General features: G+C 63.5%; 12 protein-coding genes. 1 reads left to right on the top strand and 11 read right to left on the bottom strand.

What is annotated here, in order from left to right:
- Positions 1–3 precede the first annotated feature (3 nt).
- The 11 genes from ACODSZ_RS08335 to leuS all read right to left on the bottom strand — a co-directional run bounded on the left by ACODSZ_RS08335 (position 4) and on the right by leuS (position 11,513).
- Entirely contained in the window at positions 4–540 is a 537-nt protein-coding gene (locus ACODSZ_RS08335) for a 2,4'-dihydroxyacetophenone dioxygenase family protein (protein WP_008325415.1), read from the bottom strand.
- Between the two features lie 332 nt (positions 541–872).
- Positions 873–1,784 (bottom strand): LysR family transcriptional regulator, encoded by a 912-nt coding sequence (locus tag ACODSZ_RS08340; protein WP_008325420.1) that lies wholly within the window; start codon positions 1,782–1,784, stop codon positions 873–875.
- Positions 1,785–1,836: 52 nt separating this feature from the next.
- Positions 1,837–2,694 (bottom strand): dioxygenase family protein, encoded by an 858-nt coding sequence (locus tag ACODSZ_RS08345; RefSeq protein ID WP_488927388.1) that lies wholly within the window; start codon positions 2,692–2,694, stop codon positions 1,837–1,839.
- Between the two features lie 167 nt (positions 2,695–2,861).
- On the bottom strand, positions 2,862–3,275 hold the full coding sequence (locus ACODSZ_RS08350) for a DoxX family protein (protein ID WP_008325429.1): 414 nt from the start codon (positions 3,273–3,275) through the stop codon (positions 2,862–2,864).
- Between the two features lie 175 nt (positions 3,276–3,450).
- On the bottom strand, positions 3,451–4,707 hold the full coding sequence (locus ACODSZ_RS08355) for a THUMP domain-containing class I SAM-dependent RNA methyltransferase (protein ID WP_175344246.1): 1,257 nt from the start codon (positions 4,705–4,707) through the stop codon (positions 3,451–3,453).
- Between the two features lie 99 nt (positions 4,708–4,806).
- The gene (locus ACODSZ_RS08360) at positions 4,807–5,412 is read right to left on the bottom strand and encodes a 2-hydroxychromene-2-carboxylate isomerase (protein WP_008325439.1); all 606 of its coding nucleotides are present in this window, start codon (positions 5,410–5,412) and stop codon (positions 4,807–4,809) included.
- Between the two features lie 70 nt (positions 5,413–5,482).
- Positions 5,483–5,908 carry a CopD family protein gene (locus ACODSZ_RS08365; RefSeq protein WP_008325441.1) on the bottom strand — a complete coding sequence of 142 codons (426 nt, stop codon included), beginning with the start codon at positions 5,906–5,908 and terminating at the stop codon, positions 5,483–5,485.
- A 27-nt stretch (positions 5,909–5,935) separates the two neighbouring features.
- Positions 5,936–7,204, bottom strand: a complete 1,269-nt coding sequence (locus ACODSZ_RS08370; RefSeq protein WP_488927389.1) for a glutamate-5-semialdehyde dehydrogenase — start codon at positions 7,202–7,204, stop codon at positions 5,936–5,938.
- A gap of 48 nt (positions 7,205–7,252) precedes the next feature.
- Positions 7,253–8,272 carry a DNA polymerase III subunit delta gene (gene holA, locus ACODSZ_RS08375; RefSeq protein ID WP_175344244.1) on the bottom strand — a complete coding sequence of 340 codons (1,020 nt, stop codon included), beginning with the start codon at positions 8,270–8,272 and terminating at the stop codon, positions 7,253–7,255.
- 18 nt (positions 8,273–8,290) lie between these two features.
- The gene (locus tag ACODSZ_RS08380) at positions 8,291–8,836 is read right to left on the bottom strand and encodes an LPS-assembly lipoprotein LptE (RefSeq protein WP_175344243.1); all 546 of its coding nucleotides are present in this window, start codon (positions 8,834–8,836) and stop codon (positions 8,291–8,293) included.
- A gap of 28 nt (positions 8,837–8,864) precedes the next feature.
- Positions 8,865–11,513, bottom strand: a complete 2,649-nt coding sequence (gene leuS, locus ACODSZ_RS08385) for a leucine--tRNA ligase (protein WP_488927390.1) — start codon at positions 11,511–11,513, stop codon at positions 8,865–8,867.
- A 523-nt stretch (positions 11,514–12,036) separates the two neighbouring features.
- Between leuS and ACODSZ_RS08390 the strand changes: the two genes are divergently transcribed.
- Entirely contained in the window at positions 12,037–13,122 is a 1,086-nt protein-coding gene (locus ACODSZ_RS08390) for a LacI family DNA-binding transcriptional regulator (protein WP_008325460.1), read from the top strand.
- The last annotated feature ends 39 nt before the right edge of the window (positions 13,123–13,161 follow it).

The following is a 13,161-nucleotide window of genomic DNA, read 5'->3' on the forward strand; positions in this document are numbered from 1 at the left end:
TCCTCAGCGTACGAAGCGATTGACGTAGTCGCTGCCCAGTCCAACCGCTTCATAGTGCTTGCGGCACATGTCGAGCTTGGTGAAGACGTCCTCATAGCCTTCGAACTTGCCCCAGGGGTCGCAATAGAACATCACGCCGGTGATGTGGAAGTAGGTGATCATCTCTTCCACGTCTTCAGGCACGTAGAGGGTGTGGGTCTCGCCAGGCGGCTCGAAGACATAGCTGCCCTGTTCGGCGATCCATTCGTGTTCCAGATAGCGCCAGCGGCCTTTGAGCACCATGCCATGCACCGGTGCCGGATGACGGTGGCGCGAGAGCACGCCGGACTTGCGCACGCGCAGCAGGTTGGTCCAGTAGCCCTGCGAGACATTGAGGCACAGCGGACGGAACCACACGTTCTCCGCCTGCGGCACCCAGATGCGTTCGTCCTCCGGCACGGCCGGATTGACCACGATCTCCAGCGGCGCTTCCTTCGGGTTGGGGAGCTGGTAGGGCTTCATCTTCAGATCGGCGGGCATGGGGGTGTCAAGGGTCGTCATGGGGTCTCCTGTCGTTGTTCTGCTGAATTTGCGTGCTGTCCGCTATATGGACAATGCGTTCGCTATATGGTCAATGTCGGCTATAGAAGACGATGTGTCAATGGCGGGTCAGGCCAGGTTGGGGCGGCACGAAAGCGAGCTGGGTGTCGGTTTTCCGGTGTTTCAGCAAGCGTGCGAAGCCGAGCGCACACGGCACAAGGCGAGCCGGCAAGCTTTGGTGAGGATGCGTGAAAATTATGCGTGGCTGCCGTTCAAGCCAGCCTGCGGGAGAAGGCGGTCGCCCCGCGAGAATGCCCGCTGTGCTACCAGTGCGGTATCGGGCGATCCGCCGATCAGTGGGCGTCCGGTGCGGACCAGTGCACCTGGGAGAACGCTTCGGAAAGAAAGTCCAGCATCGCGCGCACCTTGGCCGGCAGGTGGGCGCGGCTGGGGTAGACCGCATAGATGCCCAGGTCCGGCACGGTGTAGTCGGGGAGCAGGGGAACCAGCTGCCCGCTGCGCAGGTACTGGTCGATCATGAAGGTTGGCTGGCGTGTGATGCCGATGCCGCCCAGGGCCGCCTGCACGCAGCTGTCCCCATTGTTGACGTGCATGCGGGCATGGATACGCACGCTCACCGGACCTTCCGGGCCGCTGAACTGCCATTCGTCCTTGCCCTGGTTGTAGCTGTAGCTGATGATCTGGTGCTGTGCCAGTTCGTGCGGATGATGCGGCGTGCCGTGTTTCTCCAGGTAGGCGGGTGAGGCGCAGATGGGCAGGCTGGTGCTGGTGAGCTTGCGATGGATCAGCGTGGAATCGGCCAGCCTGGCGATGCGGATCGCCAGATCATAGCCCTCGTCGATGATGTCGACGATGCGGTCCGACAAGGTGATGTCCAGCTCCACTTCCGGATGCCGGTCCAGGAACATCGGCCATAGCGGTGCCAGGTGCAGGATGCCGAAGGTGACCGGGGCATTGATGCGCAACAGCCCGACGGGCTTGGCGCTGCCTGCCGAGAGCAGGTCATCGGCTTCTTCCAGGGCGGTCACGATCTGCTTGCAGCGCTCCAGGTAGAGACTGCCGGCCTCGGTGAGCGAAAGTCGGCGCGTGGTTCGCTGCATCAGGCGTGACCCGAGGCGTGCCTCCAGTTCCAGTACCGTGCGTGAAACCGCCGCCTTGGAGATGCCCAGTGCATCGGCGGCCTTGACGAAGCTGCCGAGCTCGGCCACGGCGATGAAGCATTCGATTTCGCGCAGTTTGTTCAAATCGTCTTTCCCCGTAATGGCGCCACGCTGGCGCCGTCGGCAAGACGGGGGCTCAGGCAGCGGCCGGTAGTTGTGCCAGCAGGCGGGAGCCGGTGCCGAAGGCGAAGGCGTCCATGCGCAGGCTATGATACGTGGAACCGCTGTCCAGGTGAACCAGTCGGGTCCAGTCATCGGCCGCGCCCATGGCGAAGAACAGGCTCAGCAGATGTTCGTCGGTGGGATGGCTGCGCACCGCATGCGGGGCCGTAGTCCGGTAGCCAAACAGAGCCTGCAGATCACCGGCCTGCATGCGTTCGAGGAACCAGCCCAGGAATTCCACCGTATGCGGCGCGTCGCCGCCATCGGCCTCTGTACGACGCAGTTCGCGCAGGTTGTGCGTGAAGCTGCCCGAGCCGATCAGCAGGATGCCTTCGCTGGCCAGCGGCGCCAGCAGGCGGCCAACCTGGTAGTGATACTCGGGCGGTTGCTGGGATTGCAGCGACAGCTGGATCACCGGCACATCGGCTTGCGGATAGAGGTAGCGCAGCGGCACCCAGGCCCCGTGATCGAGCCCCCAGCCGCCATCGGTATTGGCTGGCAGTCCGCCCTCGCGCAGGCGTTGCGCCACGTGCTCGGCCAGGGCCGGTGCGCCTGGGGCCGGGTAATCCAGTTCATAGAGCGCCTGCGGGAAACCGCCGAAATCATGGATCACGCGCGGCTTGCTCTGGTTGCCCACGCGCGGGGTAAAGGTCTCCCAGTGCGGCGACACCATCACGATGCCGCGCGGACGTGGCAGCGTCGCACCGATACTGGCCAGCAGCGGTCCCGTGCGACCCGGTTCGACGGCCAGCATGGGCGAGCCGTGCGAGACGAACAGCGAGGGCAGGGGGAGGCTATCGGTGGTGCGGCCTGTGGTGGACACGGTGGACATGATGATTTCCTTGGAATCCCGGAAAAGGATATAAAACATTTATAGCATTTGGCTTTTTGCTGCCGTGATGCCTGGTTGCCTGGTTGCTTAGTTGCATTGATGAACCAAGCCGGGCACAGGCCCGGCATTGATCGATGCGTGCTGCCCATGTTGCCATCGATGGCGCATCAGCGCTGCGTTTCGCGCTTCAGGGCAAAGGCCCCGTCACCCAGCAGGAACACGGCGATCAGGCCGACGATCCAGAGTGCCAGGTATTCCCAGCCGCCCTTGGGGTTGGTAAAGAAGAAGCCGGCCTTGCCATGCACCAGCACGATTGCGCCCAGCAGGTCTGCTGCCAGCGGCAGGGCCAGCCAGCGGCCATAGTAGCCCAGCACCAGCGCGATGCCGCCGATGACTTCCAGTGCCATCACCGGATAGGCGAACCAGCCCGGCACGCCCAGCGAGGCAAAAAAGCCGGCCGTGCCAGCCGGAGTGAAGACGAAGAGTTTCAGGCCGGCGTGGACCAGGAAGAAAATGCCCATGGTGACGCGCAGCAGGAAGGCGGCGTAGTCGGCACGGGTGTTGACGGTAACGGTGGTCATGATGATCCCGGAAAGTGTGGAGTGGATGAAGGATGGCCGGCCTTGCGCCTTTTTCTGCCTGCGCAATCGGCAGCGGCCACGTCCACACTGTAGGGAAGAATGCGAGCCGGATAAACCGGCTGCGGCGGGATGGATCGTCTTGAAGAAGTTGACAATCCATCCGCGCCGGAGAGGATCAGTCTTCGCCGTCGCGCGGGACCGGCTTGGCTTCCTCGCGGCGGTTGTAGCCGGCCACCATGTCGAAGCGGAACAGGCGGCATTCCAGGGCGCCGTTGAAGAACGGCGTCTTGCGGGCTTCCTTCAGGCGCATCAGCTTGGGCAGGCCGAGGTCGGCCGAGAACAGGAATACGCTCCAGCCCGCAAAGCGCTGCTTCAAGGTGCTGGAGAAGGCGCTGAAGAACTGCGCGAACAATTCCTCGGTCGGCAAGGCGCGGTCGCCGCGCACGCCGATACGCTCACCGTAAGGCGGATTGGAGAGGATGATGCCGACCAGCGGCTTGCCCTCGGCATCGACCGGCGGCTTGATTTCCTGTGCTTCGATCTGCTTCAGCGGTACCTCGAAGTGCACGCCGGCGCGCACCAGGTTCTTGCGGGTCAGTTCCACCATGTCGCCGGAGATGTCGCTGCCGAAGAGCGTAGGCGTGGTCGGAATCGGATTGGGTTTGAAATCGCCCTTGATGGCGAACCAGGCATCGGCATCGAAGTTGCTGAACTTCTCGAAGGCGAAGCGGCGGCGCGCACCTGGCGGCACCCCGGCGATGATCTGCGCGGCCTCGGCCAGGATGGTGCCGGAACCGCACATGGGATCGAAGAGTGGCACGCCCGGCTTCCAGCCTGCGGTGCGCAAGAGGCCCGCCGCCAGGTTCTCGCGCAGCGGTGCGTCACCGGTTTCTTCGCGCCAGCCGCGCTTGAAGAGCGCCTCGCCGGAGGTGTCGAGATAGACCGTGAAATTGTGGGCATCGACGAAACCGGCGATGCGCATGTCAGGCGTGCGGGTGTTGACCGAGGGGCGCAGCTTGAACTGGTCGAGGAAGCGATCGCAGATCGCATCCTTGATCTTGAGGGTGCTGAACTCCAGGCTGCGCAGCGGCGATTTCACGGCGGTCAGGTCCACGCGGATGGTGTGCGAGACCTTGAACCAGTCTTCCCAGGCTTGTGCGAGGGTGAGGTCGTAGATGTCATTCTCGTTCTTGTAGGAACCATGGCCCATGCGCAGCAGCACACGGCTGGCGATGCGCGAGTGCAGGTTCATCTGGTAGGCCGCCAGCAGCGTGCCGGAGCAATGCACGCCACCGGGCACCTGGTTGTGCACCTTGAGGTTGGCGGCGGGGCCGGCGTGCTGGGCGATCTCGTTGAGTTCCTCGGCCAGGGCCGCTTCCAGGCCGCGCGGGCAGGGGCAGAAATAAGAGTAATGGGTGTCGGGGGATTGCATGGGAGTACCTTTTGTCCGTTGGAAAACAAAGTATCAAAAATGGAAAAAGCCGGAGTGCGCTGCTTGTAGCGCACTCCGGCGTCATTGTACGCTGCTCGCTCAGCCCTTCGCGAAGGCGCGCTCGACGAAGTCGAGGCGGTCCTGGCCCCAGTAGCCTTCACCCTGGTAGAGGTACCACGGTGCGCCGAAGACGCTGGCGGCATTGGCTTCATCGGTGAAGCGGTCGAACTCGGCTTGCACGCTGGCCGTTTCAGCCGACTTCAGCAGGGCGGCGCCGTCGTGTTCCAGGGCATTGGCGATGGCCACCAGGGTGTCTTGATCGGCGATGTTCTTTTGCTCTTCCCACACCGCGCGCATGATGGCACCGGTCATGCGCAGCGCGGCCGCGGTACCGTGTGCCAGCTGGGTGGCGATGATCAGGCGCGAGGCATTGTCGCTGTTGACCGGGAAATAGGTCGGTTGCAGGATCATGGGCTTGCCGAGGAATTCGCTCCAGCGTGCCAGTTCCTTCAAACGATAGGCCTGGCGCTGCGGTGCGCGCTTGGCCAGGGGCAGGCCGCCGGAGACACCGAAGATCCTGGACAGATCGAAGGGTTTGGGAAGGATTTGCACCTGGTATTTTTCCGCCAGGGCGACGAAACGATCGTGGCCCAGATAGGCGAAGGGCGAATGCGGCGCGAAGAAGTACTCACAGACTTTGCTCATGACCGGCTCCGGAAGGATGGGTGTGGAATGACGCGGATGACGACAGAAAAATGCAGAACGATTGCTTGGATCAGAATGGCTTGACCACGACCAGGATCACGATGGCCAGCATCAGCAGCACCGGCACTTCGTTGAACCAGCGATACCAGACGTGGCTGCGCACGTTCTTGCCGTGTTCGAATTTCTTGAGCAGCGAGCCGCAGGCGTGCTGGTAGCCGATGACCAGCACCACCAGGAACAGCTTGGCATGCAGCCAGCCATTGCCCGGCCCTTTCCAGAATGACCAGGTGATGGCCAGCAGCCACACGCCCAGCACCAGTGCCACCAGCGAGATCATGCCGGTGAAGCGGTACAGGCGGCGCGCCATGCCCAGCAGGCGTTCGCGCGCGACCAGGTCGGTTTCCTGGGCCAGGTTCACGAAGATGCGCGGCAGGTAGAACAGGCCGGCGAACCAGGAAGCGATGAAGACGATGTGCAGGGCTTTGATCCAGAGCATGGCGGTCCTTGTGGTTGGCGTAAGAGATTACTGGCGTACCTGTCCCTGGCCCAGCACCACGTACTTCAGCGAGGTCAGTCCTTCCAGTCCCACCGGGCCGCGTGCATGCAGCTTGTCGTTGGAGATGCCAATCTCCGCCCCCAGGCCGTATTCGAAGCCATCGGCAAAGCGGGTCGAGGCATTGACCATGACTGAGGCCGAATCCACCTCGCGCAGGAAACGCATGGCGCGCGTGTAGTCCTCGGTGACGATGCTGTCGGTGTGCTGCGAAGAATGACGGTTGATGTGCTCAATGGCCTCATCCATGTCGGCCACCACCTTCACGGCCAGGATGGGCGCCAGGTATTCGGTGTCCCAATCCTCTTCGGTGGCCGCCTTGAGCAGCGGATACCCGGCCAGGATCTCGGCAGCTTCGGCATCGCAGCGCAGTTCCACTTCCTTGACGCGATACAACTCGGACAGCGGCGGGAGGATGGTGGCGGCAATGTTGCGCGCGACCAGCAGGGTTTCCATGGTGTTGCAGGTGCCGTAGCGATGGCACTTGGCATTGAAGGCCACATCCAGCGCCTTGCGGCTGTCGGCCTTATCGTCGATGTAGACGTGGCAGATGCCGTCGAGGTGCTTGATCATCGGCACCTTGGCTTCCTTCATGAGGCGCTCGATCAGGCCCTTGCCGCCACGCGGGACGATCACGTCCACGTATTCCTGCATGGTGATGAGCGCACCCACGGCAGCACGGTCGGTGGTCTCGACTACCTGCACGGCCTGTTCCGGCAGACCGGCACCGGCCAGGCCTTCCTTGACCAGCTTGGCCAGGGCCTGGTTGCAATGGATGGCTTCGGAACCGCCGCGCAGGATGGTGGCGTTGCCGCTCTTGATGCACAGGCCGGCAGCATCCACGGTGACGTTGGGACGGGCTTCGTAGATGATGCCGATCACGCCCAGCGGTACGCGCATCTGGCCGACCTGGATGCCGGTGGGGCGGTACTTCATGTTGCTGATCTCACCGATGGGGTCGGGCAGGGACGCAATCTGCTCCAGACCCTCGGCCATGGTGGCGATGGCCTTGTCCGACAAGGTCAGGCGGTCCAGCATGGCCTCGGTCAGGCCATTGGCGCGCGCTGCGTCGAGGTCCAGCGCATTGGCCGCGCGCAGGGCGTCAGCCTCGCGACGGATGGCGGCGGCGATCAGCAGCAGCGCCTGGTTCTTGGCGGCGGTATCGGCGCGCGCCATGGCGCGCGAGGCGGCACGGGCCTGCTGGCCGATGCGGTTCATGTAGAGGTCGATGTTTTCCATAGGGTTTTCTCCGGGGCGCGCTGCGCGTCGGGTTCAATGCGGGTGATGTCAGTGTCCGCGTGCCAGTTTCAGTCCCAGCTGCAGCAAGGCGTCCCATGGGTCGCCGGCAAAGCTGCGGGCGCGCAGGCCCTTGACCATCCGGTCCACCAGGGCGGCTTGCTGCAGGGCCTGTTCCAGCGCGCCCAGGCTGATGCGGCGCAGGGCCGGTTCCATCAGGCGTTCGCGCGGGCCCCAGATGCGGTATTCCTTCAACAGTGCCCCCACCGGCTTGCCCTGGGCCATGCCGGACTTGAGCTTGAGCAGGGTGCGGATTTCTTCGGTGACGGCCCACAGCACCAGCGGCAGGGCCTCGCCTTCGCCCTTGAGACCCTCCATCATGCGCGTCAGGCGCGCAATGTCGCCGGAGAGCATGGCTTCGTTGAGCTTGAAGACATCGTAACGTGCCACGTTGAGCACCGCATCCTGCACCTGGTCGAAACCGAGCTGGCCGGGCGGATGCAGCAGGGCCAGCTTCTGGATCTCCTGGTGTGCGGCCAGCAGGTTGCCTTCCACGCGGTCGGCGATGAAGTCCAGGCAGGCCCGGTCTGCGCTCTGCTGCTGGGCGGCCAGCCGGTTGCCGATCCAGCCCGGTAACTGGGCGCGTTCCACCAGCGGGATGTCGATGTAGACCGCCGCCTGTTGCAGCGCGCCGACCCAGGCCGCCTTCTGCGTGGCCCAGTCCAGCTTGGGCAGGCTGATGATGGTGAGATTGTCGGGCGACAGATTGGCCGCGTAATCCTGCAGCGCCTGGCCGCCATCCTTGCCGGGCTTGCCGGTGGGGATGCGCAGCTCGATGAGCTTCTTGTCGCCGAACAGCGATTGCGACTGGTTCGCCGCCAGCAGTTCGCCCCACTTGAAGCTGCGCTCCACCACCAGCACCTCGCGCTCGGTATAACCGTTGGCGCGGGCGCTGCGGCGGATCTTGTCAGCCGCTTCCAGGGCCAGCAGATGCTCGTCACTGGCGATCACATAGAGTGAGGCCAGCGATTTGCCGAGATGGGCGTCCAGGGAGTCGTGGCGCAGCTGCATGGTGATCCCGTGCGCCGGTCAGGAATCCGCACCGGCCGCAGCCTTCTCGTTGCGGATGGCCGTCTTGGAGGCCGACAGGCGTCGCAGGATCTGCTGCACCAGGTCGGACTGCATGTCGCGGTAGAGCAGGGCTTCTTCGGCCTGCTTGGCCAGTTCCTGGTTCTCGTCATAGGTGATGACGCGACGCAGGGTGATGGCCGTGGGAGGGATCACGAGCACGCCCTTGGCATCGGTGACCGAGAAGGTGAAGCGCTGGAACAGCGCGTATTCACGCACGCGGCCATCGGTGTTCAAGGTCAGTACCTGGCGGTCGCGGGTATCGGTCAGCACCTTCAGGTTGGCTTCAGCCTCCTTGGGTTCGCTCACCACCCTGGCACCGCTGGCCTCGATGTTACGCTTGAGTTCCACCCCGACCACCGAGTTGGGCGTGAAGCCCAGGTAGATGGTCTTGAAGGGCAGGTCGGCGGCGCCGCGCAGATGGAAGCCGCAGGCCGTGAGCATCACGGCCGCGGCCAGCAGCAGCAGCCATTGCGAGAAACGCTTGATTTGGACTTGAGCGTGCATGGAGTTCCGTCGTTGAGGTTGGGCCGGATCAGGCAACGATGTTGACCAGCTTGCCCGGCACCACGATCACCTTCTTCGGTGCGCCGGTCAGGAATTTCTTGACGTCTTCATTGGCCAGCGCAGCTGCTTCGATGGCGGCCTTGTCGGCATCCTTGGGGACGGTGACTTCACCGCGCAGCTTGCCGTTGACCTGCACCACCAGCTTCAGCTCGCTCTGCTCCAGCGCCGCCGCATCGACCTGCGGCCAGGCCGCATCGAGGATGTCGCCCTGTGCCTTGGCATAGCCCAGTTCCTGCCACAGCACATGGGTGATGTGCGGGGCCACCGGATTCAAGACGCGCAGGAAGATCGAGAAGCATTCGGCAATCACCGCATCACCCGCGGCACCGGCAGCCGGCTTGGCGGCTTCGAGCGTGTTGAGCATCTTCATGCAGGCCGAGACCACGGTGTTGTACTGGATGCGCTTGAAGTCGTTGTCGGCTTGCTGCAGGACCTTGTGCACTTCGCGGCGCAGGGTCTTCAGTCCATCATCGAGCTGGGCTGCATCGACCGCACCGGCTGCGGTGATGCGCGCGGCGTTGTTGTAGCCGAAGGCCCAGACGCGGCGCAGGAAGCGGTTGGCGCCTTCCACGCCGGCACCGGACCATTCCAGGGTCTGCTCCGGCGGCGAGGCAAACATGGTGAACAGGCGGGCCGTGTCGGCACCGTACTGGTCGATCTGCGCTTGCGGGTCGATGCCGTTGTTCTTGGACTTGGACATCTTCTCGGTGCCGCCGATCATCACCGGCTGGCCGTCTTCCTTCAACACGGCCGAGACCGGACGGCCCTTGTCGTCGAAGGACAGGTCGACGTCGGCCGGGTTGTACCAGGTCTTCTTGCCGGCAGCGTCTTCGCGATAGTAGGTCTCGTTCAAGACCATGCCTTGCGTCAACAGGTTGGTGAAGGGCTCGTCGAACTTGACCAGGCCGAAGTCGCGCATGACCTTGGTCCAGAAGCGCGCATACAGCAGGTGCAGCACGGCGTGTTCGATGCCGCCGATGTACTGGTCCATGGGCATCCAGTAATCGTTGCGGGAGTCCACCATCGCCTCGTTGCTGCCCGGCGAGGTATAGCGCATGTAGTACCAGGACGAATCCACGAAGGTGTCCATGGTGTCGGTTTCGCGGCGCGCCGGCTTGCCGCAGCAAGGGCAGTCGACCTTGAGGAATTGCTCATGCTTGTTCAACGGGTTGCCGCTGCCGTCCGGCACGCAGTCTTCCGGCAGCACCACCGGCAGGTCCTTCTCGGGCACGGGCACGTCGCCGCAATCGGGGCAGTGGATGATGGGGATGGGGGTGCCCCAGTAGCGCTGGCGCGAGATGCCCCAGTCGCGCAGGCGGAAAGTCACCTTCTTCTCGCCCAGACCCTGCGCGGCCAGATCGGCGGCGACCGCATCGACGGCGGCCTGATAGCCCAGGCCATCGTACTTGCCCGAAGCGATGGTCTTGCCGGCTTCCTTGTCGCCATACCACTCTTCCCAAGCCTCGGTGGAGTAGGTCTTGCCTTCCACGGCGATGACCTGCTTGATCGGCAGATTGTATTTGCGGGCGAAGGCAAAGTCGCGCTCGTCATGCGCCGGCACGCCCATCACGGCGCCGTCGCCGTAGGTGATGAGGACATAGTTGCCGACCCAGACTTCGACCTGCTCACCGGTCAGCGGATGGGTGACGAACAGGCCCGTGGGCATGCCCTTCTTTTCCATGGTCGCCATGTCGGCTTCGATCACGCTGCCTTGCTTGCACTCGGCGATGAAGGCTTGCAGGGCCGGGTTGCTTTCTGCGGCGAGCGTGGCCAGCGGGTGTTCCGGGGCGACGGCGCAGAAGGTCACACCCATGATGGTGTCGGCGCGGGTGGTGAAGACGAAGAGCTTGCCGTCGTTGATGAGCTGGCCGTCCGCGCCCTTGATCTGGTGCGGGAAGGCAAAGCGCACGCCGGTGGACTTGCCGATCCAGTTGGCCTGCATCAGGCGTACGCGCTCGGGCCAGCCGGGCAGCTTGGTCTCGACGTGTTCCAGCAGTTCGTCGGCGTAGTCGGTGATCTTGGCGTAGTACATCGGGATCTCGCGCTTTTCGATCACGGCACCCGAGCGCCAGCCACGGCCGTCGATGACCTGCTCGTTGGCCAGCACGGTCTGGTCGATCGGATCCCAGTTCACGGTCCCGGTCTTTTTGTAGATGATGCCCTTCTCCAGCATCTTCAGGAACATCCACTGGTTCCACTTGTAGTACTCGGGGCGGCAGGCCGTCATCTCGCGCGACCAGTCGATGGCCAGGCCCATGGACTGCATCTGCGACTTCATGTAGTCGATATTGGAATAGGTCCACTGCGCCGGCGGCACGCCATTGGCCATGGCGGCGTTTTCGGCGGGCATGCCGAAGGCATCCCAGCCCATGGGCATCAGGACGTTGTAACCGTTCATGCGCAGGTAGCGGTACATCACATCGTTGATGGTGTAGTTGCGCACGTGGCCCATGTGCAGCTTGCCGGAGGGATAGGGCAGCATCGAGCAGGCGTAGAACTTCTTCTTGTCGCGACCTTCCTTGTCGCGGGCGTTTTCGACGGTCTTGTAGGCGTCGATGGCGTTCCAGTGCTGCTGTGCGGACTGTTCGACTTCGGCTGGGCTGTATTTATCTTGCATGACGGGCTGATACGGATGGAATTCGGTTGGGAGGGGATTGCAATTCGAAACCCTGCATTATACCGGCTCGCCGCCCCGGCGCGGCATTCCGGCCCGCCTTGGCCGACCGTCGACCCGCCTGCCCGAAAAAAAACCCGCCTCGGTAAAGAGGCGGGCCAAGACCCCTGTGCCTGAGCAGTGTGGCAACAGGGATAGCAGCTACACGGTTCCCGCCTACGAGGGGGCGACGGACTGGGTCGGTGTTGCTGGCCTGCATGGGAGCTGGCATGGCGTATGAAACCATCGACAGCCGCCGAGTGGCGTGTTCTCGAAAGTATTCTTGTTAATTCTCGAAAAATTGTGAAAAAGCAATTTTTTATTCGGGTTGGGGAGAATTTGGCCGCGTCGCTTGTCCTTCAATTGAAAGTCTCCCGGACCAGGCAGTTATGAATTTTTCGTTCACATCTCGTAGGCTTTAGTGGTCATGAGGGCGTAACAATCGGGCGGCATCATGAAATCGTTTTCATTTGCCCCGGAAACCCCCGTGCGTCCGTCCATCAAACAAGTTGCCCATCTGGCTGGCGTCTCCATTGCCACCGTCTCGCGCCTGCTCAACAAGCCAGGCTCGGTCAGTGCGGAAACCGCCGAGAAGATCCATCGCAGCATCGCCGAGCTGGGCTTTCGTCCCAATTTCACCGGGCGCAACCTGCGCGCCGGCAATTCGCGCACGGTCGGGGTGGTGGTGCCGACCCTGTCCAACACGGTCTTCGCCCAGTGCCTGCAAGGTATCGAGCTGGCAGCGCGGGCGCTGGACTATTCGGTCATGTTCACCACCACCGAGTACCTGCCGGAAGACGAATCGGCCGCAGTCGAACTGCTGCTCGGGCATCGCGTCGATGGCGTGATCCTGACGGTGGCCGATGCCGGCGCCAATGCCACGCTGGACCTGCTGGAACGCGAACGCATTCCCTTCGTGCTGGCCTACAACCAGCTGGCCGCCACCGGTGCGGCCAGCCACCGCGCTTCAGTTTCGGTAGACAACCGCGTCGCTGCCTGCGATGCCGTCAGCCACCTGATCGCGCTGGGGCATCGCCGCATCCAGATGCTCTCGGGGCGCTTCAATGCCTCCGATCGCGCCATGCAGCGCCATAGCGGCTATCTCGATGCCATGCAGGCCGCAGGTCTCACGCCGCTGCCGGCCATCGAGGTCGAGCGCCATACGCTCACGGCCGCCACCGACTATCAGCAGATGATGGCCGATCCGCTGCACCGTCCCACGGCCCTGTTCTGTTCCAACGACCTGCTGGCCCTGAGTGCCATGCGCGACCTGCGCGCGCTGGGCTTGCAGGTGCCGGGCGATATCTCGGTGATGGGTTTCGACGGCATTCCCGTGGGGGCCCTCATCGAGCCGGTGCTGGCCAGCGTGGTTCAACCTTCGGAGCAGATTGGCGATGTCGCCCTGCGCACCCTGGTCGAGGCCATCGAGCGTGCGGTGCCTGCGGCGGCCGTGGCTGCCGCCGGGGAGGGTCCCGCCATCAGCACTGCCGCCACCGACGCCGTGCGCCACATCCTCCCGCACGTCCTGCGCGCGGGCGGGTCGGTGGCGCCGCCTGCACCGCTTTCGTCGTGATGTATCCGCAATGGCTCATTCGTTGTCCCTTCGTTGTTC

The sequence above is a fragment of the Herbaspirillum sp. FG34 genome, assembly GCF_057809315.1.

Coding starts and splice junctions, on each gene's coding strand:
- ACODSZ_RS08335 (WP_008325415.1), bottom strand. CDS start 540: ATGACGACCCTTGACACCCCCATGCCCGCCGATCTGAAGATGAAGCCC.
- ACODSZ_RS08345 (WP_488927388.1), bottom strand. CDS start 2,694: ATGTCCACCGTGTCCACCACAGGCCGCACCACCGATAGCCTCCCCCTG.
- ACODSZ_RS08350 (WP_008325429.1), bottom strand. CDS start 3,275: ATGACCACCGTTACCGTCAACACCCGTGCCGACTACGCCGCCTTCCTG.
- ACODSZ_RS08355 (WP_175344246.1), bottom strand. CDS start 4,707: ATGCAATCCCCCGACACCCATTACTCTTATTTCTGCCCCTGCCCGCGC.
- ACODSZ_RS08360 (WP_008325439.1), bottom strand. CDS start 5,412: ATGAGCAAAGTCTGTGAGTACTTCTTCGCGCCGCATTCGCCCTTCGCC.
- ACODSZ_RS08365 (WP_008325441.1), bottom strand. CDS start 5,908: ATGCTCTGGATCAAAGCCCTGCACATCGTCTTCATCGCTTCCTGGTTC.
- ACODSZ_RS08370 (WP_488927389.1), bottom strand. CDS start 7,204: ATGGAAAACATCGACCTCTACATGAACCGCATCGGCCAGCAGGCCCGT.
- holA (WP_175344244.1), bottom strand. CDS start 8,272: ATGCAGCTGCGCCACGACTCCCTGGACGCCCATCTCGGCAAATCGCTG.
- ACODSZ_RS08380 (WP_175344243.1), bottom strand. CDS start 8,836: ATGCACGCTCAAGTCCAAATCAAGCGTTTCTCGCAATGGCTGCTGCTG.
- leuS (WP_488927390.1), bottom strand. CDS start 11,513: ATGCAAGATAAATACAGCCCAGCCGAAGTCGAACAGTCCGCACAGCAG.